We start from the raw sequence: 19,914 nt of genomic DNA on the forward strand, positions 1-19,914 counted from the left end.
GGTCGCTGTTCGTATAGACGCAGTGGCCCTATCGGTGTCGAAGCCGGCGACAAGCTCTTGCCTGTTTGGGGCGGGGAGCCGGCCGGCCGGCTGTCGAAAATTCGTCATCGACAATGATTAGATGGTTTTGAAGATTCCTGATCCCATGTCATCAACGGGTGGATTTTTCCGATGAGTGACAGTGACATTGCCGTGAAACCGAAGACCAAGGTGAAGCCGAAGCTGGACAAGCCGAAGCTCTACAAGGTCATCCTCGTCAATGATGACTATACCCCGCGCGAGTTCGTCATCATGGTCCTGAAGGCCGTCTTCCGCATGAGCGAGGAGACCGGCTACCGGGTGATGATGACGGCGCACAAGCTCGGTTCCTGCGTTGTCGTGGTCTGCGCCAGAGATATCGCCGAGACCAAGGCCAAGGAAGGCATCGACCTTGCCAAGGGCATGGGCTTTCCGCTGATGTTCACCACCGAACCGGAAGAATAGGTGCTGCCTGAGGGCCGCCTCTAAAATGGGGTTAAAGCCGGCGAATCTGATAGCCGGTCTTCTCCTGCACGAAGCCGCAATTCTCATAGAAGCGCAATGTTGCCGGATTTTTGGAGCCGGTGAGCAGCATCACCTTGTAGCAGCCGGCGCTCCAGGCGTCTGCAACCGCATGGGCGATGACGGCGCGGGCATAACCGCGCTTGCGATGATCGGCATGGGTGACGACGTTTTCGATGAGCGCATAGGAGGCGCCGTTCCGCGTCAGGTTCGGCACGACGACGAGCGTGACGGTGGCGATGGCGACGTTACCCGCGACACCGATGAAGACGCTCATACCCGGCTGAGCCAGGACGGCGGAAAAGCGTTTCTCGGCACTGGCCTCGTCAAGAACCGGATCGGTGGGGTTCAACTGTCGGTAGAGGGCCAGGAGACCGGGAAGATCGCCGCGGACGGCAGGGCGGATGATGACGTCTCCATCCGGCATCAATCTCAATCGCCCTTGTTGCCGAACATCTTTTTCAGCATGTCGGCCATCGGGCCGGTCACCGGCAGCTTCGGCTGGTTGTGGCCGCGAGCCTGCTGGATATGCGACTGGCCGGCCGGCCTCTGCTCTTTCGCCGGCCTCTCCTCCTCGGCCTTGCCGCCGAGCGCCAGCGCGATCTTGTTCATCAACTGCGAATCCTCGTTTCGCACCAGCATGTCGGCATTGTCGGCGAGCGTGTCCAGAAGTGGCTCCACCCAGGCCTTGTCGGCCTTGGTGAAATCGCCGAGCACGTGGCTCTGAACCATCTCCTTGACGCCGGGATGACCGATGCCGAGGCGCAGCCGCCGGTACTCCTTGCCGCAATGGGCGTCGAGCGACTTGATGCCGTTGTGGCCGTTGTGGCCGCCACCGGTCTTCAGCCGCGCCTTGCCTTGGGGAAGGTCGAGTTCGTCGTAGATCGCCACGAGATCGGCCGGCTGGAGCTTGTAGAAACGCATCGCTTCGCCGACGGACTCGCCGGAAAGATTCATGAAGGTCTGCGGCTTGATCAGCAGCACCTTCTCGCCGCCGAGTTCGCCCTCGGCGATCTCGGCCCTGAACTTCTTCGACCAGGGCGAAAAGCTGTGGCGCCGATGAATGGCATCGACGGCCATGAAGCCGATATTATGGCGGTTGCCGGCGTATTTGCCGCCGGGATTGCCGAGACCCGCGATGATCAGCATGGTCTGTTTTTCCTTGCTAGAACTTCCAGCCGTTCACCACCGCGAAATGAAAGCAAAGTCAAGCGGAAAGGGCAGCGGTCTGTCGGCCAAGGTCACTCAGACAGGATCAGTTTGACAGGTTCATGCCGTATTTCAGGAAGATCTGCTTCTGGTCGCCGTCGGCGATCAGCTTGTCGAGGGCAGCCTGCATCCTGGCGAGCAGATCGGCCGGAAAGTTCTTCTCGCAGGCGATGCCCATCGGCTGGGAGGAGAGCACTGTCACCATCTCCACCGGCTGATCGACTTGCAGCTTATCGAAATAGAGTTCGGAGATCGGCATCATGTCGATGCGCCCGCCAAGCAGTTTGCGCAGCGTCGCGTTGAAGTCGCTGGCGACATCGAGCTTGATGAAGCCCTTCTCCTTCAGGATCGTCTCGGTGTAATCCTCGCGCTGAGTGCCGACCGTATATTTCTTCGCCTCGTCCAGATTGCTGGCGGTGACATCAGAACCCTTGCGGGTGATCAGGATGTTGCGGTCGATGAGCAGCGGCTCGACCCATTTAAACAATGCGTCACGCGCGCCGTTGTGGGCGGTCGCGAAGACACAGGTCATCGGCGCCGTGCGGGCAAGGCTGAAAGCGCGTGCCCAGGGCATGATTTCGATCGTGTAGTCGACGCCGATCGCGGCCATTATCTTTTCGACCTGCTCGACGGTCGCGCCCTTGATCTCCTTGCCTTCGCGGTAGTTGAAGGGGGCATAGTCCTCGGTCGCGAAGGTCACCGTTTGCGCATGGGCGGTGCATGGCAGCGCCAGGCATGCGAGAAGCAGGAGCTTTTTCATCGGTATCATCTCCTTCGTTCTTCGTTTACGAGGCGCGTGCGATGGCCGATTGCGAGGCCATCAGTTTCTCGATCAGCGTGGCTGCGTGCTGCGGACGGTGGAAGAGGTAGCCCTGGCCATAGTCAAGCCCCATCTGGTGGAGCGTGCGGCACTCCTCTTCGGTCTCGATGCCTTCGGCAATAACGGTACAGTCCATCTTGTGGGAGAGCGTGGTGATGCCTTCGATCAGCATGCGGCTCTTCTGGCGCACATCGTCATCGCCATCGTTGATCGCGCGCGTGAAAGACTGGTCGATCTTGATGATGTCGACAGGGAAGCGGTTAAGGTAGCTCAGCGACGAATAGCCGGTGCCGAAATCGTCAAGCGCGATACGGCAGCCGAAGCGACGAAGCTCGGTGACGATCATGCGGATCTCAGGGTTGTCGTGCATCAGCACAGCCTCGGTGATCTCGACGACGATGCGTTCGGGACGGATGCCGTGGCGACCGACGATGGCGGCAAGACGGGCCGGCAGCGCCGGCTCGAACTGCAGCGGCGAGAAGTTGATGGCGAGATAGGTATCCTGCATACCGGGGATGCGGGAAATCTTCGCGAGGTTGGCGACCGCCTTTTCCATGATGACGTTGCCGACGCGGACAATTTTTGCCGTCTCCTCGGCGACACTGATGATCTCGGCCGGTGGCATCAAGCCCTTCTGTGGATGGTTGAGGCGCATTAGCGCCTCGAAACCTGATATGCCGCGACCGTTCAGGTTGACGATCGGCTGCAGGAAGGCCTCGAACCAGTTGTCGACGAGGCCGGCTTCGATATTGGCTTCGATCTCGGCGCGGCTGCGGGCACGGTCGAGCATGGCATTGTCGAAGAGCTGCGCGCCGTTTTTGCCGTCGCGTTTCTTGGCATACATCGCCATGTCGGATTTCTGCAGCAGTTCGGCCGCGGTTGCGGCATGATGCGGATAGATGGCGATGCCGACGGAAGCGCTCAGATGCATGTCCGGGGCGAATGGCGTTTCGAAGAGCGTGGCAATCTGCTCGCACATTGCCTTGGCGCGTTTTTCGGCGTCCTTTGCCGGCAGCAAGATGGCAAATTCGTCGCCGCCGAGACGGGCTGCCTCGTCGCAGGGGGCAAGATGGGTTTTCAGGCGCTCGACGAGCTCGACCAGCGCCATGTCGCCGGCGGCATGGCCCATATTGTCGTTGATCCACTTGAAGCGGTCGAGATCGACGAAGAGACAGGCGAGTTCCTGGCCGGCGGCGTCGGCGGCGGCGATCTTGTTGTCGAGGACGGCCTCGAAGCCCTGGCGATTAAGAAGTCCGGTCAGGTGATCGGTGATTGCCTGGCGGTGGTTGCGGTCCTCTGACGCCTTGAGTTCGGTGACATCGGTCATGACCGATAGCGAGAGGCGATCGTGAGCGCCGGCTTCCGCCTCTGATTCCATGATCAGGACGTCCATGGTGCGACCGTCCAGGCAGACAAACTTGACAGTGACGGTCATGCCGCTTTCGCCCCGGCGGCGCTTGACGAATTTGTCGCGGGTGGCGGAAGTGACGAGATCGGCGAAGTTGCGGCCGATGACGGCGGCACGGTTATAGCCTGTGGCAAGCAGCCAATAATCACTGACGGCGGTGATGCGGTCTTCCTCATCGAGTGAGAAGAGCATGGCGGGCGTCAGATTGTAGATGTCGGTGGCGCGGCGGTGGGCGAGCTTAAGCTCCTTTTCCTCGCTTTCGAGCTTGGTCTGCATCTCGTTAAAGCTATGGGCAAGCCGTCCCATCTCGTCGTTCGACTGCCAGTCGACATGATGGCGGGAGCCCAGCTGGCGGGTGGCCTCGATCGCCGCCGCCAGCCGCATTAGCGGCTGGATGACGAAGAAACGGTTGCCGATCAGCGCCGTGCCGAAAACGGTCAGCACCGCGAAGATGAAGATCGAAATGAAGACGACCTCTTCCTGCTTCAGGCCGGAAAACAGGCCGAGTGCGGGATAATAGACGCTGATGCTGCCGAGGTTCTTCGGACCGTCGACAGTGTTGTAGATGATGGCGCGCGACACCTGCACCAGCTTGCCGTCGAAGGAGCGCGGAATGGTGGACTGGCTGACATCGAGTTGGCCTGACTGGTCACGCACTTCGACCTTGACGATGGCGCCCTGGGAAACGACCGTCGCGCTGATCTGGGTAACGCTCTCCTCATCGAGGTCCCACAGCGGTTTGGCCAGCGCCTGAGCATTGGCGACGAGAAGAACGGAGATATGATCGCGTATTTCCTTGTCGGCCCGTTCCGAGGAAAGAAAAAGGAAGAGAACAAAGAGGGGAGCGACAAAAACAAGCAGCGCTCCGCAAACTATCGCAAAAAATCTGTTCTCAACGGAATTGTTCATGTTTCCGTCTACTCCCCCAGGCCGCCATATTTGCCGTCGCGCATTAAGGCGGGCTTCTTCGCAGCTGACGGAACATGCTTTCACGAATTTGTTAAATGTTGCTGAAACGGGCCTTGCGGGGCAATGAAAAGCCCGCTTTCCCAGTGAACTGGCTCCTGAAAGTTGGACGACAACCTTTCAGGAGCCAGTTCACGGGAAAGCGGGCCATATGCTTTACAAATTCGTCGAAGCGATCAGGCTTCGGCTTCGCCTTCCGCGGCGCTCTCGTCAATGCCGGCAGCCGGAGCGATAATCGTCGCGATCGTGAAGTCGCGGTCGATGACCGGGGTGACGCCCTTCGGCAGAGTGACTTCCGCGATGTGGATGCTGTCGCCGATCTTCTTGCCGCTGAGATCAATGTTGAAGAACTCAGGGATCGCATCGGCCGGGCAATGAACTTCGACTTCATGGCGAACGATGTTCAGAACGCCGCCGACCTTGAGGCCCGGGGACTTCTCTTCGTTGATGAAGTGAACCGGGATTTCGACGGTCACCTGTGTGTTGCCGGAGACGCGCAGGAAATCGACATGCATGGTGAAGTCACGGACCGGATCGAGCTGGTAGTCCTTCGGCAGAACTTTGTGCTTCTTGCCGTCGACTTCGATCGTCGCCACGGTGGTCATGAAACCACCGGCGTGAATGCGCTTCGTCACCTCATTGGTGTTGAGAGCGATGGTAATGGGGGCCTGCTTGTCACCGTAGATGACAGCGGGAATTAAACCGTTGCGGCGAAGTTCACGGGCGGACCCCTTACCAACCCGTTCGCGCGCCTCGGCCTTGAGCTCGTAAGTTTCCTGGCTCATGGCTATTCCTTTCGAGGTTATTTGGAGAGTTCGGCGGCGGGCAAAAGCCTTGTTCCGACGAACCGGAGGCGGTATGACCCGACCTCATCCGCGTTGCCTCCAAGGGTGTCTACACGGACCGGTGGCCTATATTATAAGTCGATCGGAAACGCAAGTTGCGGATTCGGGTTGTTTTTTGCCAAGATACACGCTTTCGCCAAGGTTTAACCATCGAAAACGAAATCGGCGGCGATTAATAAATCCTGCGTTTACCCGCCAATATAAGCAGGGCCGTCTCAATTTGCCGGTTGCCTCTCATGTTGCGCGTCCTTTCCTGCATCACCGTCGAACATAGCCTTCCGCATCTGATCTTCGCCACCGTTATTTGTGTGCTCGGATCGATGCTGTCGATGCGCCTCTTCACCCGGGTGCGCCGATCGCAGGGGCTGCAGAAAACCAACTGGCTGTTTCTCTCCGGATTCGTTGGCGGCTCGACCATCTGGACGACGCATTTCATCGCCATGCTCGGCTACCAGACGACGGTGGCGAACGGCTATGAGCCGAAGCTGACGCTGCTGTCGCTGTTTGCAGCCGTCGCGACGACGATGACCGGCTTTGCCATCGCGTCAATCGCGCAGAAGAGCGCGCTTATCGAGGCAGGCGGCGTGATCGTCGGCCTCGGCATCGCGGTCATGCACTATGTCGGGATCGCCGGGTACGAGGTCGAGGGTCGTCTCGAATGGCAGGCCTCTTATGTCGTCGCCTCGCTGGTCTTGGCCGGCTTGTTCGGCGCGGTCGCCACCAATCGCGTCGGCCGGCCGATCACACGTTTCTGCCGCCACGGAGCTGCCCTTTCGCTGATCCTTGCGATCGTGCTCACGCATTTCACCGGCATGGCGGGGCTGACGATCCAGCCGGATGCCACTGTTGCGGCGCCCACCGAGATCATCTCGGACGGCATCATGACCGGTCTCGTTAGCGCCGTCATGATCATCATACTGGCGCTGGGTGCCTCCACCTATATCATCGACATGCAGTCGACGCAGGCAGCCGTCGAGCGTTACCGCCATCTGTCGCTGCATGACCCGCTGACCAATCTTGCCAATCGCGCCGCCTTCAACGAGCATCTGTCGGCGCTGGTCAATAAACCGACGGACATGGCGGCCAATATCGCCGTGCTCTCCTTCGACCTCGACCGTTTCAAGGAAATCAACGACGTTCACGGTCACGCCGCCGGCGATGCCGTGCTGCGCGCCGTCGCCGAGCGGCTGTTCAAGATCATGCAGGACGGCCAGTTCGTGGCGCGGGTCGGCGGCGACGAGTTCGTGGCCGTCATGTGCGATTATTTCGTCCGTTCGGACGCCAAGGGACTGGCCCAACGCATGCTCGACGAGATCGCTCGGCCGATCGAATGGAACGGCCATGCGCTGACCGTCGGCTCCAGCATCGGTATCTCCACCTATCCCGGACTGGCGGACAATTTGGACGACCTGTTGTCGCAGGCCGATATCGCCATGTATCGGGCAAAATCGACGGCGACCAACAGCATATGCTTCTACGAGCCCTCGATGGACCAGGCAGCGCGCGAACGCAACGCGCTGGCGAGCGAGATGCGGGAGGGATTGGCGCGCGGCGAATTCGAGCTATTCTACCAGCAGCAGAATGACACGGTGACGCGCGACATCGTTGGCCTGGAAGTGCTCCTGCGCTGGAGACATCCCGCGCGCGGCTACATCTCACCCGTCGAATTCATTCCGATCGCGGAAAAGACCGGCTTTATCATTGAGCTTGGTGAATGGGTGCTGCGGGCCGCTTGCGCGGAAGCGGTGACCTGGAAGAACCCATTACGCATCGCCGTCAATGTCGCGCCGCAGCAGCTCGGCGACAACCGCCTACCGCAGATCGTGCATCGGATCCTGCTCGACACCGGCCTGCCGGCGGCGCGACTCGAGATCGAGATCACCGAATCCGGCATCATCGCCGATCATCAACATGCGCTGCAGGCAATCCGCCGGCTGAAAGCGCTGGGCGTAAAGGTGGCGATGGACGATTACGGCACGGGTTATTCGTCACTGTCGACACTGCAGAGCTTCCCGTTCGACAAGATCAAGATCGACCGCGCCTTCGTCGACGGCGTTGTCACCAACAAGCAGTCTGCGGCGATCGTGCGTTCGACGCTCATTCTTGCGGCAAGCCTCGACATACCGGTGCTTGCTGAAGGCGTCGAAAACGAAGACCATATCGACTTCCTTCGACGGGAAGGCTGCCTGCAGGTGCAGGGCTTCCTCTTCGGTAAGCCGAGACCGCGCTCGGGCATCGAGGCGATCGTCAACGGCGAGGTGCCGGCAGTACAGCAGGAAACGGTTCTTGCGCCCGCCGTGAAGAAATCCGCGGCCGCGTGAGTGGCAAATTGCCATTCTCTGCCGCAGCTGAGGTTGACATCGGCGCGCTTCGCATCTTTGGATGGCCGCGTTCAAAAAGGGCTGAGGAGAAATCGGACTATGCGTCTCAAACTTGTCACGGCAACGAGCTTGCTGGCACTTTGCCTTGTCACCACGGCCCGGGGCGTCGAGATCAATCAGGATGGCGCCAATGCGGTCAAGGACAATCTGACGAAGCTGCTTCCCGAGGATCTGGCGAAGAGCGGCATGGTCACCGTCAATCCGGCGGGCACACGTTACGAGATCATCTACGATCTGGCGAAGCTGCTTGCCAAGGCCGATCCAGCGACATTTGCGATCAGCGGGCTGACGCCGTTCTCGATGTTCGCTACGCCGCTCGATAGCGGCCTCTGGAACATTGAGGGTGACAACAAGCTCAATGTCTCCGGCCATTTCAAAGGCCCCGACCAGAAGCCGACGGATTTCTCCTACTCCATCGCTTCACTTGTCTATACCGGCGTCTTCGACCCGGCGATCAGCTACCTGCGCTCCGGCACCTTCACCGCCAAGGACATCAAGGTCGCCAGCAAGTCCGACACCGAGGAAGTCCATGCCAGCTTTGCCGGGATGGACCAAAAGCTGACCTCGACGGACAGCGCAGGCGGCAATGGGCGTATCGATTTTGCGGGCAGCGGCTCCATGTCGACTTTCGTCGAGCAGGTTTCCGGCCTGCAAATGCCGCCTGTTGAAATCCGTGCCGACTCGATCGATTTCGATGCCAAGGTGAACGGCCTGCCGGCCAAGCAAATCCGCGAGATCGTCCTTTTCATTCTCGACCATCTCGAGGAGAAAGAACTAAGCCCGGAAAACAGCGGCAAGATAAAGGGAATGCTCAAGCAAGCCTTTCCGATTCTTGCCTCGTTCAGCGAGACGATCGGGGTCAATAATCTGACCGTCAGCAACCAGATGGGCAATGGCGGAGTCAAGGCATTCGGTTACAAACTGGTTATGGATGGGCCGAGCGACGCCATGCGTTTCGGCTTCGGCATCGATGCGCAGGATATCAGCCTCGACAGTCCGGCAATGCCGGCAAGTTATTCGCCCTTCGTGCCGACCAATTTCGATCTGCAGCTCGCCATTCCGAATCTGGATTTCGCCACCTTCGGCGACGCGCTCATGGCGATGGATTTCAACGCCAAGCCGCCAGAGCAAAGCGGCGACGAGATGGCGAAAAAGCTCTTCCGCGATGGCCGGCTCACCATCGAGTTTCCGAAGGTCAGCGCCAGGTCCGATGTCTACGACGTCGACATGACGGGCAAGATCGAGGGACGGGTCGATACCCAGAAGGACTATTCGATGGAGGCGACGATCCTTGCCCGCGATCTCGACAAGACGATTGCCGCAGTTCAGGAGCTTGCCAAGACGGATCCCGACCTCAACCAAGTCTCCTTCGGCATGATGATGGTGAAGGGCTTCGCCAAGACCGATGCGGATGGCCGTTCGCGCTGGGACATCAGCATCGGCCGCGACGGCGCGATCACCGTTAACGGCCAGGTGGTCAAGGAAGCGGACCAGGAAACGGTCCAGCCGCAATAGCGTATACTAGGGTCTTTCGACCGAAGAGCAGATGCGCCGGCTAGGGTATCACCCTTTGCGGCGCAGCAGCGCCGTTGCCATGTCGAGAAAGACGCGCAACTTCAGCTGCGTCTGCGAGCGGGCGGGGAAATAGGCAAAGAGACCGGGCGTGGTCGGCAAGAAGGGATCGAGCACGCGTTCGAGCCGCCCTGATGTCACGGCCTCGCCGACGGAAATATCCGGCAAATAGGCAAGACCGAGCCCGGCCTCCGCGAGCTCGAGCAGCAGCAGGAAGTCGTTGACCATCAGGCTGCCCGGCGCATCGACGGAGAAGTCGTGGCCGTCTCGCTCGAATTCCCAGCGATAGATGACGCCCGATGTCGGATAGCGGTAGCGGATCGCCTGATGGCGGGTGAGGTCCTCCGGCGTCACCGGCCGACCGTATCGGGCTAAATAGCCGGGCGAGCCGACGACCGTCCAGATGATGTCAGATGTCAGCCGCATGACGATCATGTCCTTTTCGATCGCCTCGCCGATGCGGATGCCGGCGTCGAAACCGCGTGCGGTGATATCGATTGCCGCATCATCGACCGAGATCTCGACGGAGATATCGGGATAGGCGTTGCGAAATTGCGGCAGCAGCGGCGTCACGATCAGCGGCACGGCCATGCGCGGCACGGTGAGGCGCAGGTGCCCGAGCGGGCGGTCGCGGAAGCCACCCAACATGTCGAACGCATCTGATATATCGGCGGCAGCCGGACGGACGCGCTGGAAGAGCGCGGCACCGGCTTCGGTGAGCGCGACGCGCCGCGTGGTGCGGACGAAGAGCGGCACGCCGAGCTTCACCTCGAGCGCGCGGATCGTCTGGCTGACGGCAGTCGGCGTGACGCCGAGCGATGCGGCGGCAGCGGTGAAGCTCCTGGCGTCGGCGACGGCCAGGAATTCCGTCAAACCGTTGAAGGGGTCGGGCGCCATCGGTCTATTATGAAGTTGAACTTCATAAGCCTTATCGATTCGGCGGATTTTTCGCAATAATGTTTTGAGGCATTATCTTTCCATCCGATCACGACAATCCAATGGATGGAGGATGACATGCAATATACGACCCTCGGCCGGACCGGCCTTGCCGTTTCCAGGCTCGCCTTCGGCGCGATGACTTTCACATCGGGCGACCGCAGCTTAAGCGCGATCTACAAGACTGATGCCGATGTTGCCGATGCGCTTGTCGGACAGGCACTTGATGCCGGCATCAACTTCTTCGATACGGCAGACGCCTACGCATCCGGCCAGTCGGAAACGATCCTCGGACAGGTGCTGATGGCGCGGCGCAGCGAGGTGGTGATTGCCACCAAGGTCGGCTTCCGCACCGGTACGCCTCTCGGCCAGGCCGGGCTCTCCCGCCGCCACATCCTCTGGTCGGTCGAGGAAAGCCTGAAACGGCTCAGAACGGACTGGATCGACGTCTATATCGTCCACAAGGAGGATCCGTTCACGCCGCTCGAAGAGACGCTCGCGGCGCTCGATGCCGTGGTGCGCTCCGGCAAGGTGCGTTATATCGGCTTTTCCAACTGGTCGGCCTGGAAGGTGGCGGCGGCGCTTGAAATCCAGAAGGCGAACGGGCTGGCGCCCTTCACGCATGGACAGATGTATTATTCGCTGCTTGGCCGCGACGTCGAGCGCGACATTCTTCCGATGATGCAGCGTTACGGCCTCGGGCTGACCGTCTGGAGCCCGCTCGCCTCCGGCTTTCTTTCCGGCAAGTACACCCGCGAAACGCTCGGCGATCCCGACAACCGCTATTCCGGTTTCGATATCCTGCCCTTTGACAAGGAACGGGGCTTCGCGCTGGTCGAGCGCATGCGGGTGATCGCCGCCGCGAACGGGGCGAGCGTAGCCCAGGTGGCGATCGCCTGGCTGCTTACGAAAAAGACGGTCTCAAGCGTGTTGCTCGGCGCCTCGAAACCGCATCAACTGGCCGACAATCTCGGTGCGGCAGAGCTGGTGCTTGATGAAGGCGACCTTGCAGCGCTCGATGCGGCGACTGAGCCGGCGCCGGTCTATCCGAATTGGTTCATCGACAATCTCGTCGACCAGCCGCAGAAGGCGGCCCTCGGCCGCTGACCGCCGATAGAGGATTTGTCGCAAGAGGCGCGTCGCCACGCCATTGGGTCGAACTGACGTCGAGCCGGGGCTCCGGCAATCATCATCGCATTGACTAGTCGTAAAATAACTAGTAATACTATGACTATGACAATCAAACGCTCTCCAACCGCGCTCGCTGTTCTTGGAATGCTCATGGAGGAGCCGCTGCATCCTTACCGGATGCAGCGGCTCATCAAGGAGCGCGGCAAGGACGAGGTGATCAATGTAACGCAGAGGGCGAGCCTCTATCAAACAATCCAGCGGCTCGAACGCGAGGGTTTGATCACTCCGCAGAAAACGGTCCGGGATGACAAGCGTCCCGAGCGGACCGTGTACGAGATAACCGAGAAGGGCCGCGACATCGCGCTGGAATGGATGCGCGAGATGTTGTCGACCGTGACGCGGGAATATCCGGAATTCCCCGCAGCCATATCATTTCTTCCTCTGCTCACACCGAATGATGTGTTGGGTCGGCTTGAGCACAGGGCAAAGACCATCGAGTCAGAGCTCCGCCGGATCGACGGAGTCCTACGGGAGGCGCAGGCCGTACCAAGGCTCTTCCTTCTGGAGATGGAATATCTCCGGGCGCTTCACGCAACCGAATTGTCTTGGGTCAACGGCGTTGTCGAGGACCTCAGCGCCGAGCGCATCACCTGGACAGACGAGTGGCTGAGGCAAATCGCCGCGAAGTTCTCGATCGACCGCAACCTTGACCCGGACTAGTACCATGAAAGTTTTGATTATCGGCGCCGGGACCGGCGGTTTGGCACTCGCCCACCTGCTTAAGCAGGCTGGGGTTTGCATAGCGGTGTATGAGCGCGACTTCGCGCCGAACGCCGACACCGGTGGCTATCGCGTCGGCATCAGCCCGGCTGGAAGCCGAGCGCTAAAAGCCTGTATCCCCGGCGAACTCTACGACCTCTATGTCGCCACCTGCGCTAGGTCGCCGCGCTATTTCAATATGCTCACGGAACAGCTCGGCGAAGTGCTGAGCTTCGACGTCGATGATGCAGACCCGAATGCTCTCGACGGTGAAAAGAACGTGGTTCGAAAGACGCTGAGGCGGGTTCTGCTCCGGGGACTTGAAGACGACGTGTTCTTTGGGAAGGCGCTTCACGGTTACACAAGTAACGCGGACGGGTCCGTCACCGCGTGCTTTCAGGATGGAAGCCTCGCGACGGGAGATGTCTTGGTGGGTGCTGACGGCACGGGTTCCACTGTATGCAAGCAACGCTTGCCGGACGCGCGTCTGGAAGACACTGGGATCGTATCGCTCGGGGGCAAAATTCCTATGACAGTCGAGACGAAAGCTCTGCTGTCGGACAAAATGTTCAAAGGCATGTCACTGATTATGGCACCGATGGGCTTCGGCGCAATCATTCACTCGCTCGAGTTCGCCGACAGCCGAAGTGACCCCGGGTTTGCTTCGCGTTGGCCGGATTTCGTCGAAGCACTCGACGAGGACAGCATCGGCTGGGGTATCTGGGGCGCTCGGCAGAATTGCCCGCGGGATCCGTCCGGCCTGAACGGACAACAATTGAGAGAGCTGGGCTTGGAGCTCGCTCAAGACTGGCATCCGCACTTACGTGCTCTCATCCATATGACGGAGCCCTCGACGATCCACGATGTCAAGGTCAGGACCTCGGTCCCGCCGACGCCTTGGGCGAGTTCGAATGTCACTCTGCTCGGTGACGCCGTCCACACGATGACACCCGGACGAGGCGCGGGCGCCAATACAGCGCTTCGCGATGCCGCTCTGCTTGGACGCATGCTGGTCGAAGCGGACCGGGGACGAAGGCCGCTCGTCGAAGCCATACACGCCTACGAAATCGAGATGCTTCGCTACAGTACGGAAGCAGTCCAAGAATCGAAAAAGCAGATGGATGCTAATGATCTGGCTCATCGACCGATTATCGGCACAGTTCAGCTCGCTTTCATGCGCAGCGTAATGCGCACCGTCAATGCAATACCTGCACTCAAGCGGCGCGCCTTTCGGCAGATGATGCGAGTTCGCGGCGAAAACTAGATAGTCGCTGACAATCAGCAAAATCCGGAAGTTCGTCGGATGCCTGATGTTTTCAGTCAAACAGGCTGGAGACGGATTCTTCCTGGGCCGTTCGGCTGATGGCTTCGCCGATCAGCGGCGCCGTCGTTACGACGCGGATATTGTGTGCTGAAAGCACGGCCGTGGTCGGCTGGATCGAATCCGTGATGACGAGTTCGCGCAGCTTCGAGGAGGTGACGCGGGTGACCGCGCCGCCGGAGAGAACGCCGTGGGTGATATAGGCGGTGACGCTGGACGCGCCCTTGGCCAGCATCGCGTCGGCAGCGTTGCAGAGCGTGCCGCCGGAATCGACGATATCGTCAATCAGCAGGCAGTCCTTGCCGGCAATGTCGCCGATGATGTTCATGACTTCGGAGTCACCCGGCCGATCGCGGCGCTTGTCGACGATGGCCAGAAGACAGTCCAGGCGCTTCGCGAGCGCGCGGGCGCGAACCACACCGCCGACGTCGGGCGAGACGACCACGACGTTGCTGAGGTCATAGTGGCTCTTGATGTCGCGGGTCAGCACGGGCATGGCAAAGAGGTTGTCGGTGGGTATATCGAAGAAACCCTGGATCTGCCCGGCATGGAGATCGAGCGTCATGACGCGGTCAGCGCCGGCCTCTGTAATGAGGTTTGCGACCAGCTTGGCGGAGATCGGAGTGCGCCCGGAAGCCCGGCGGTCCTGACGGGCATAGCCGAAATAGGGTAGGACGGCGGTGATGCGGCGGGCTGACGAACGACGCATGGCGTCGATCATGATCAGCAGTTCCATCAGATGATCGTTGGCGGGAAAGGCGGTCGGTTGCACGAGGAAAACATCCTCACCGCGCACATTTTCCTGGATCTCCACGAAGATTTCCTGATCGGCAAACCTTCGAACACTGGCTTTCCCCAAGGGAACATTGAGATAGTTGCAGATCGCTTCGGCGAGTTGCCGGTTCGAATTGCCTGCGAAAACCTTCATTTTGGTCCGCCTGTTACGCGCTGATAGCCGCGCTTTTTAGTCAGCTTCCCCGTGAATGCAAGGGCAAAGGCGCCACAGGCTCCCATATTTGCAAAAAGTTTGTGACTAACCACCCTGAGTCTGCCGCCAGGAGGAGAATTCCGCGATCGTTTTTGAGCCGATCTGCTGCATCACCGAGGCCGGAACGCCCGCCCATGGATCGGTCGCTGCCGTCGGCACGCTTTCTTGCCCCTGGATGCGGTGCAGGCGACCCCCGCCGCTGTCGAGAATATCCCAGACATAGACCACGGTGACCTGGCCATCATCGCTGAAGGCCGAGAGATAGCCTTTGAGGATGTAATCGCTGCTCGCGTCGTTGGAACTCTTGATGGATAGGCCGTGCGCGCGTGCCTCGGCGCCGAGCTGGCGCGAGAGCGGGGTCACGGCCTGCACCGGCGCGCCGATGATCGGCAGGAAGCGCACGGTTTTGCCCCGGGCGGAGGAGGGGGCGGGGCTGAGGGCGGCGGTCTGTTGCGGCTGTTGCGTCTCGGCCGGTTCAGCCGACTGTGCGGGGAGCCTACCACTGGCCGCCGGCGGTGGCAGCGATTGTCCCTCGATCGGGGTGGAGGCGGCCGGCGAGGAGCCGCTCCTCGATAAGGCGTTTGCCTGCTCCTGCATCGTCGTCGGTGGCGCGCCGGTGCCGGGTCGATAGGCCTGCTGCGACTGATCATAGGCTGGATGGTAGCCGCGCTGTTGCGAGCTTCCCGAGAAACTCGGCTGGCGGGTACCCGCCAAACGCTCGGCCTCGCTCTGCGTCACCGGACTCGAAGGTGCTGCCCCTGAGGAGTCGCCGATATCGACCTGTGGAGTCAACGCATCGGTGGTATTGCAGGCGGTCAGCAGAGCCATGACGAATAGGAGCGTGGGCACAATCGCAGCTCGCGTCATCCCTTGATCCGTCCTTCCCACAATCGCAATCAGCCCCACCCGAATTTATGCGGGTGGGGACGGTCGTCTGTCAATTCCGGATTCTCACCGGTCAGAGGCCGATGAAATCGAGCGGATGGCGAGACAGCGCGCGCGGCGCATCCGTTGTCGTCAGATAAGTCTGACCGAGTGTCATCGCCGTGCCCGTATCGGAATCGGCGATGATCATGTGCACGAAGAGCGACATGTTCGGCTCGATCGGCTGCGGATTGCCGACATGGAACATCTGATGCTCCATCCAGGAGGGCGAGAAGCGGGCGCCGAGCGAATAACCGCAGGCATTCAGCCGGTGGCGGGCCAGGCCGCGCTCGTCGATGATCTTGGCATGCATGTCGAAGACATCGCCAAAGGTCTGGCCGGGCTTCAGCACGGTCTCGATCGCCTCGATGGTTTCGCGGCAGGCGTTGTAGAGCTCGCGGTGGCGGTGCGTCGGCGCGCCGATGACGATCGTGCGCATCATGGCGGCGTGGTAATGCGCATAGGCGCCGGCCCATTCGAGCGTCAGCTGGTCGCTGGCGTCGAGCTTGCGGCGGCCGGCCTTGTAGCGGCAGAGCAGCGCGTCGGCGCCGGAGCCGATGATGAACTCGTTGGCGGGGTAGTCGCCGCCGCCGGAAAAGACCGCGCCCTGCATGGCAGCAAGGATATCGGCCTCGTCGGCGCCGGGTTTCGTCAGCCGGATCGCCGCATCGAGCGCATCGTCGGCGAGAACGGCGGCGCGCTCGACATAGGCGACCTCCGTCGGGCTCTTGATCAGGCGCAGGCGGCTGACGAGATAGGAAGCATCGACGATCTGGCCGAAGATGGTCAATTGCGCGTCGAGCAGACGGGCGACGCGGCCGGTCATGCCGTGCGTATCATATTCGACACCGATGCGGGCGCCAAGCAGATCCATCTCGACCAGCAGGTTCTTCAGGTCGAGCGTCGGATCGGCATTGACCCGGTCGACCCAGATATGGATGTCATCGAGGATCGAGGTATGCCTCGCCTGGCGAAGATCGGCCGAGCGGGTCATCAGCGCCATGGTGCCGTCGCTCTTGACGACCAGCGTCTGGAAGAAGCAGTAGCCGAAGGTGTCGTAGCCGGTCAGCCAGTACATGCTTTCCTGGGCGAAGAGCAGCAAGGCGTCGAGCTTTTCTTCCTTCATCTTCTCGGTGAGGCGCGCAAGCCGGCTTGCGAATTCGGCCTTTTCGAAATGCAGTGCCATTCTGCTCAAGTCTCCCTGATTGATATCGCGGAAATCTGGCGGCCGTAATCCGGCTCCTTGCGATGTGTCGTCCTGCGGTAGGAAAAGAAGCGCTCGCTATCCGGATAGGTGCAGAGGCCGAGGCTTTCGGCACGCACGCCGGCTTTCGTCAGTCGGTCGACGGTTAACGCCGGCAGGTTGAACATGGCATGGCCGGGCGTTGCGGAAGGCACAAAAAAGCGCACGTCCTCCGGGTTTTCGGCGACGAAACGCTCGACGAACTCGGGACCGACCTCATAACTTGCCTGGCTGATCGAGGGGCCGAGACAGGCGACGATGCGAGCGCGGTCCGCACCGAGCGCCTCCATGGCGGCGATGGTATTTTCGATCACGCCCGTCAGCGCGCCCTTCCAGCCGGCATGGGCTGCGCCGATGACGCGGTTATCGGGATCGGCAAAGAGGATCGGCCCGCAATCGGCGGCGAGCACGCCAAGCGCGATTCCCGGGCTGCGCGTTACCATCGCATCGGCGTCAGGGCGGGCGCCGTCATAATCGGCACCGACCATCACGACATCGGGAGAATGGACCTGATGCACGGTTGCCAGCCGCTCGACCGGCAAGCCGAACCAGGCGGCGACACGGCGGCGGTTTTCGAGGACCTTGTCACGTTCGTCGCTGGAGCCGAGGCCGACATTGAGGCCACGATACAGCCCTTCGGAAACGCCGCCGGCCCGCGTGAAATAACCGTGCCGGATAGTGCTGCCCGCCGCTTCGTTCAGGAGCGCGCTTTCGATCGGTGCGGGAGAGGCCGCGTCCTGCATCTGTGATTCCGGGTTTTCGAGGGGGTTGTCATTGTCCCAAGCGCATCGCATATGCGGCGCGCTTCAAGTTCTTGTTTCGGGCCGATGTTGAACCAGCCGCGTGCGCCCTGTCAATCCACCGGACGAAAGGGCATGAGATCGATGGCGGGATGGGAGACCGCCATCACCTTGAAGAGTTCGCCCATCCGGCCTTCACCGGCGCCGGCAAGCCTTTCGACTGCCGCCTGGATGACCTGCCGGGTTTGCGGCTCGCGATCCCGACCGAGGGCCGCCGCACGTTCGAGAATGCCGAGGCCACTTAGAAAATCACCTTGATGCAGGGCGCCGTTCAGATGGACGCCAGCCGCAAGCGCCGTTTCGGCGAGCTGCTGGAAGTCGACATGACTTGTCAGATCGGCTTCACCGGGATGGGCGAGCGGCGGGTCGAATTCATGCATGCGCACGGCCTGGAGCGTATCGCCGAAGCCGGTGACGAGATGGCCGTAGTCGACCGTAAGCGCCGTGCCGCCGAAGACGCGCAGCCGCTCGCAGATCGCGATCATCACCGCCTGGCGGGCCGGCGATATTTCAAAGAGGGTGCCGACCGGAACGTTCTGCACCGGTTCGGGAAGAAGCGCGGGATCGAGACCCGCGACGCCGGCGGCAAAGGTCAGCTCGCCATCGGCGTCGATGCCGACCATGCGCTCGCGGAAACCCGTCGGCATGCGGACGAACTGGCGGATCGGGATGGCGTCGAAGAGTTCGTTGGCGGCCATCAGCGTGAAGCCGGGCGGCACTTCGTCGAAGCCATTATGCCAGGCGATTTTCTCGCCGTAAGGCTCGAGTGTCTGGTTCTGGACGTCGCGCAGGCGCTCGCTGGTTTCGACGAGATGCACGCTCATAGCGTCCAGGAGTGGCGGGGCGATGCGGGAGATGACGCGGAGCATGTCAGCCATCATCGTGCCGCGGCCGGGGCCGATCTCGACGAGGCGCACATCCGTCGGTGCGCCGTGGCGCTGCCAGGCATGGACGATGAAAACGCCGATCATCTCGCCGAAGATCTGGCTGACCTCGGGCGCGGTGACGAAATCGCCGGAACGGCCGAAGGGCTCGCGCGTCCGGTAATAGCCGTGTTCGGGATCGGCGAGGCAGAGCGAGAAATAATCGGTGACGCTGATCGGGCCGTTGGCCTGGATGATTGCCTTGATCTTTTTGCCTAGAGCGGTGGTCATGTCGCGCGTCCTGCCGTTTTCAAAGCTGCAGTGCAGCCTGGCGGCGGGCCCGCAGCATCGCCCAGAGGCCGAGCAGGATCATCGGGGAGGAGAGCACCATGCCCATGGTCAGCCAGTTCGTGCCCAGGAGGTAGCCGAGTTGGGCGTCGGGCTCGCGGAAGAATTCGACGAAGATGCGTGACAGCGCATAGCCGCAGACGAAGACGCCTGTAATGAAGCCAGGGCTTTTCAGCGCGCGCATGCCGTAGACAAGGGCGGCCAGCACCACGAGCAGAACAATGCCTTCGAGGCCGGCTTCGTAAAGCTGGCTTGGGTGGCGGGCGAAGGGACCGCCGGTCGGGAAGACTACGGCCCAGGGCACGTCGGTCAACCGGCCCCACAGCTCGCCATTGATGAAATTGGCGATGCGGCCGAAAAACAGACCGAAGGGAACGACAGTGGCGACGATGTCGAACAGGCTCCAGATCGGTATGGCATTGCGGCGCGCAAAGAGGATCATGGCAATCGTCGTGCCGGTCAGGCCGCCATGGAAGGACATGCCACCGTTCCAGATCTCGAGCGCACGGACGGGACTGCGCAGGACGGCGGGGAGATCATAGAAGAAAATATAGCCGAGACGGCCGCCGAGGACGACGCCAAGCGCTGCCCAGACGATGAAATCGTCGAGCTGCGTCTTTGATATCGGCGAGACGTTGCCGGGCCAGAGACTGTCATTGGCGGCGATGCGGCGCGCATAGGCCCAGCCGAGCAGGATGCCGGCGACGTAGGCGAGGCCGTACCAGTGAATCGCCAGCGGACCGATCGAAAAGGCAATCGGATCGATATCCGGGAAAGGCATGATGGCAAGGAGATCGGCTGCTATCGGCAAGGTTTTCCACCTGTTGAGTTGCGCGGAACATGCCGCTGCGATCCCGGAC

The 19,914-nt window shown here is 61.0% G+C and carries 18 protein-coding genes; 6 read left to right on the plus strand and 12 right to left on the minus strand.

Annotated features, from left to right (window positions below):
• The first annotated feature begins 171 nt into the window (after nucleotides 1-171).
• Nucleotides 172-483, plus strand: a complete 312-nt coding sequence (gene clpS / locus ACIPSK_RS13015) for an ATP-dependent Clp protease adapter ClpS (protein ID WP_162116518.1) — start codon at nucleotides 172-174, stop codon at nucleotides 481-483.
• 31 nt (nucleotides 484-514) lie between these two features.
• Here clpS and ACIPSK_RS13020 read toward each other — a convergent pair whose 3' ends face one another.
• The 5 genes from ACIPSK_RS13020 to ACIPSK_RS13040 all read right to left on the minus strand — a co-directional run bounded on the left by ACIPSK_RS13020 (nucleotide 515) and on the right by ACIPSK_RS13040 (nucleotide 5,728).
• Complete coding sequence (locus ACIPSK_RS13020) at nucleotides 515-967, minus strand: GNAT family N-acetyltransferase (protein ID WP_432653291.1); 453 nt, start codon at nucleotides 965-967, stop codon at nucleotides 515-517.
• 5 nt (nucleotides 968-972) lie between these two features.
• Complete coding sequence (pth, locus tag ACIPSK_RS13025; RefSeq protein WP_162116520.1) at nucleotides 973-1,689, minus strand: aminoacyl-tRNA hydrolase; 717 nt, start codon at nucleotides 1,687-1,689, stop codon at nucleotides 973-975.
• A gap of 106 nt (nucleotides 1,690-1,795) precedes the next feature.
• Nucleotides 1,796-2,509 carry a substrate-binding periplasmic protein gene (locus ACIPSK_RS13030; protein ID WP_162116521.1) on the minus strand — a complete coding sequence of 238 codons (714 nt, stop codon included), beginning with the start codon at nucleotides 2,507-2,509 and terminating at the stop codon, nucleotides 1,796-1,798.
• A 25-nt stretch (nucleotides 2,510-2,534) separates the two neighbouring features.
• A complete protein-coding gene (locus tag ACIPSK_RS13035) occupies nucleotides 2,535-4,886 on the minus strand; it encodes an EAL domain-containing protein (RefSeq protein WP_162116522.1) in 2,352 nt (783 codons plus the stop codon).
• A 233-nt stretch (nucleotides 4,887-5,119) separates the two neighbouring features.
• Complete coding sequence (locus tag ACIPSK_RS13040) at nucleotides 5,120-5,728, minus strand: 50S ribosomal protein L25/general stress protein Ctc (RefSeq protein WP_162116523.1); 609 nt, start codon at nucleotides 5,726-5,728, stop codon at nucleotides 5,120-5,122.
• A gap of 296 nt (nucleotides 5,729-6,024) precedes the next feature.
• Between ACIPSK_RS13040 and ACIPSK_RS13045 the strand changes: the two genes are divergently transcribed.
• Together ACIPSK_RS13045 and ACIPSK_RS13050 are read left to right on the plus strand one after the other, a co-directional pair.
• The gene (locus tag ACIPSK_RS13045) at nucleotides 6,025-8,109 is read left to right on the plus strand and encodes a putative bifunctional diguanylate cyclase/phosphodiesterase (RefSeq protein ID WP_162116524.1); all 2,085 of its coding nucleotides are present in this window, start codon (nucleotides 6,025-6,027) and stop codon (nucleotides 8,107-8,109) included.
• A 99-nt stretch (nucleotides 8,110-8,208) separates the two neighbouring features.
• On the plus strand, nucleotides 8,209-9,684 hold the full coding sequence (locus ACIPSK_RS13050; RefSeq protein WP_162116525.1) for a hypothetical protein: 1,476 nt from the start codon (nucleotides 8,209-8,211) through the stop codon (nucleotides 9,682-9,684).
• Between the two features lie 48 nt (nucleotides 9,685-9,732).
• Here ACIPSK_RS13050 and ACIPSK_RS13055 read toward each other — a convergent pair whose 3' ends face one another.
• Nucleotides 9,733-10,638, minus strand: a complete 906-nt coding sequence (locus ACIPSK_RS13055; RefSeq protein ID WP_162116526.1) for a LysR family transcriptional regulator — start codon at nucleotides 10,636-10,638, stop codon at nucleotides 9,733-9,735.
• A gap of 117 nt (nucleotides 10,639-10,755) precedes the next feature.
• On the opposite strand from ACIPSK_RS13055, the gene ACIPSK_RS13060 reads away from it, so the two are divergent.
• The 3 genes from ACIPSK_RS13060 (at nucleotide 10,756) to ACIPSK_RS13070 (ending at nucleotide 13,831) form a co-directional block, all read left to right on the plus strand.
• A complete protein-coding gene (locus tag ACIPSK_RS13060) occupies nucleotides 10,756-11,784 on the plus strand; it encodes an aldo/keto reductase (protein ID WP_162116527.1) in 1,029 nt (342 codons plus the stop codon).
• A 120-nt stretch (nucleotides 11,785-11,904) separates the two neighbouring features.
• Complete coding sequence (locus ACIPSK_RS13065) at nucleotides 11,905-12,528, plus strand: PadR family transcriptional regulator (RefSeq protein ID WP_281410322.1); 624 nt, start codon at nucleotides 11,905-11,907, stop codon at nucleotides 12,526-12,528.
• A 4-nt stretch (nucleotides 12,529-12,532) separates the two neighbouring features.
• On the plus strand, nucleotides 12,533-13,831 hold the full coding sequence (locus ACIPSK_RS13070) for an FAD-dependent oxidoreductase (RefSeq protein ID WP_162116528.1): 1,299 nt from the start codon (nucleotides 12,533-12,535) through the stop codon (nucleotides 13,829-13,831).
• 52 nt (nucleotides 13,832-13,883) lie between these two features.
• On the opposite strand, the gene ACIPSK_RS13075 is transcribed toward ACIPSK_RS13070, so the two are convergent.
• The 6 genes from ACIPSK_RS13075 to lgt all read right to left on the minus strand — a co-directional run bounded on the left by ACIPSK_RS13075 (nucleotide 13,884) and on the right by lgt (nucleotide 19,865).
• Nucleotides 13,884-14,816, minus strand: coding sequence for a ribose-phosphate pyrophosphokinase (locus ACIPSK_RS13075; RefSeq protein WP_017965321.1), 933 nt, complete (start codon nucleotides 14,814-14,816; stop codon nucleotides 13,884-13,886).
• A gap of 105 nt (nucleotides 14,817-14,921) precedes the next feature.
• Nucleotides 14,922-15,743, minus strand: coding sequence for a hypothetical protein (locus ACIPSK_RS13080; protein WP_162116529.1), 822 nt, complete (start codon nucleotides 15,741-15,743; stop codon nucleotides 14,922-14,924).
• A gap of 91 nt (nucleotides 15,744-15,834) precedes the next feature.
• Nucleotides 15,835-16,986 (minus strand): M24 family metallopeptidase, encoded by a 1,152-nt coding sequence (locus tag ACIPSK_RS13085; RefSeq protein WP_017965319.1) that lies wholly within the window; start codon nucleotides 16,984-16,986, stop codon nucleotides 15,835-15,837.
• 5 nt (nucleotides 16,987-16,991) lie between these two features.
• On the minus strand, nucleotides 16,992-17,786 hold the full coding sequence (gene pgeF / locus ACIPSK_RS13090) for a peptidoglycan editing factor PgeF (protein WP_162116530.1): 795 nt from the start codon (nucleotides 17,784-17,786) through the stop codon (nucleotides 16,992-16,994).
• Nucleotides 17,787-17,896: 110 nt separating this feature from the next.
• Nucleotides 17,897-18,997, minus strand: coding sequence for a class I SAM-dependent methyltransferase (locus ACIPSK_RS13095; RefSeq protein WP_162116531.1), 1,101 nt, complete (start codon nucleotides 18,995-18,997; stop codon nucleotides 17,897-17,899).
• A gap of 19 nt (nucleotides 18,998-19,016) precedes the next feature.
• A complete protein-coding gene (lgt, locus tag ACIPSK_RS13100) occupies nucleotides 19,017-19,865 on the minus strand; it encodes a prolipoprotein diacylglyceryl transferase (RefSeq protein ID WP_162116532.1) in 849 nt (282 codons plus the stop codon).
• Nucleotides 19,866-19,914: the final 49 nt, after the last annotated feature.

Source organism: Rhizobium sp. LARHSG275 (assembly GCF_052871115.1).

What these genes read in the sequence shown, in the direction of transcription:
- ACIPSK_RS13030 (WP_162116521.1), bottom strand. Translation starts at nt 2,509, where the DNA reads ATGAAAAAGCTCCTGCTTCTCGCATGCCTGGCGCTGCCATGCACCGCC.
- ACIPSK_RS13040 (WP_162116523.1), bottom strand. Translation starts at nt 5,728, where the DNA reads ATGAGCCAGGAAACTTACGAGCTCAAGGCCGAGGCGCGCGAACGGGTT.
- ACIPSK_RS13070 (WP_162116528.1), top strand. Translation starts at nt 12,533, where the DNA reads ATGAAAGTTTTGATTATCGGCGCCGGGACCGGCGGTTTGGCACTCGCC.
- ACIPSK_RS13095 (WP_162116531.1), bottom strand. Translation starts at nt 18,997, where the DNA reads ATGACCACCGCTCTAGGCAAAAAGATCAAGGCAATCATCCAGGCCAAC.
- ACIPSK_RS13045 (WP_162116524.1), top strand. Translation starts at nt 6,025, where the DNA reads ATGTTGCGCGTCCTTTCCTGCATCACCGTCGAACATAGCCTTCCGCAT.
- pth (WP_162116520.1), bottom strand. Translation starts at nt 1,689, where the DNA reads ATGCTGATCATCGCGGGTCTCGGCAATCCCGGCGGCAAATACGCCGGC.
- ACIPSK_RS13050 (WP_162116525.1), top strand. Translation starts at nt 8,209, where the DNA reads ATGCGTCTCAAACTTGTCACGGCAACGAGCTTGCTGGCACTTTGCCTT.
- ACIPSK_RS13075 (WP_017965321.1), bottom strand. Translation starts at nt 14,816, where the DNA reads ATGAAGGTTTTCGCAGGCAATTCGAACCGGCAACTCGCCGAAGCGATC.
- ACIPSK_RS13080 (WP_162116529.1), bottom strand. Translation starts at nt 15,743, where the DNA reads ATGACGCGAGCTGCGATTGTGCCCACGCTCCTATTCGTCATGGCTCTG.
- pgeF (WP_162116530.1), bottom strand. Translation starts at nt 17,786, where the DNA reads ATGCAGGACGCGGCCTCTCCCGCACCGATCGAAAGCGCGCTCCTGAAC.
- ACIPSK_RS13065 (WP_281410322.1), top strand. Translation starts at nt 11,905, where the DNA reads ATGACTATGACAATCAAACGCTCTCCAACCGCGCTCGCTGTTCTTGGA.
- ACIPSK_RS13085 (WP_017965319.1), bottom strand. Translation starts at nt 16,986, where the DNA reads ATGGCACTGCATTTCGAAAAGGCCGAATTCGCAAGCCGGCTTGCGCGC.
- clpS (WP_162116518.1), top strand. Translation starts at nt 172, where the DNA reads ATGAGTGACAGTGACATTGCCGTGAAACCGAAGACCAAGGTGAAGCCG.
- ACIPSK_RS13055 (WP_162116526.1), bottom strand. Translation starts at nt 10,638, where the DNA reads ATGGCGCCCGACCCCTTCAACGGTTTGACGGAATTCCTGGCCGTCGCC.
- ACIPSK_RS13060 (WP_162116527.1), top strand. Translation starts at nt 10,756, where the DNA reads ATGCAATATACGACCCTCGGCCGGACCGGCCTTGCCGTTTCCAGGCTC.
- ACIPSK_RS13020 (WP_432653291.1), bottom strand. Translation starts at nt 967, where the DNA reads ATGCCGGATGGAGACGTCATCATCCGCCCTGCCGTCCGCGGCGATCTT.
- ACIPSK_RS13035 (WP_162116522.1), bottom strand. Translation starts at nt 4,886, where the DNA reads ATGAACAATTCCGTTGAGAACAGATTTTTTGCGATAGTTTGCGGAGCG.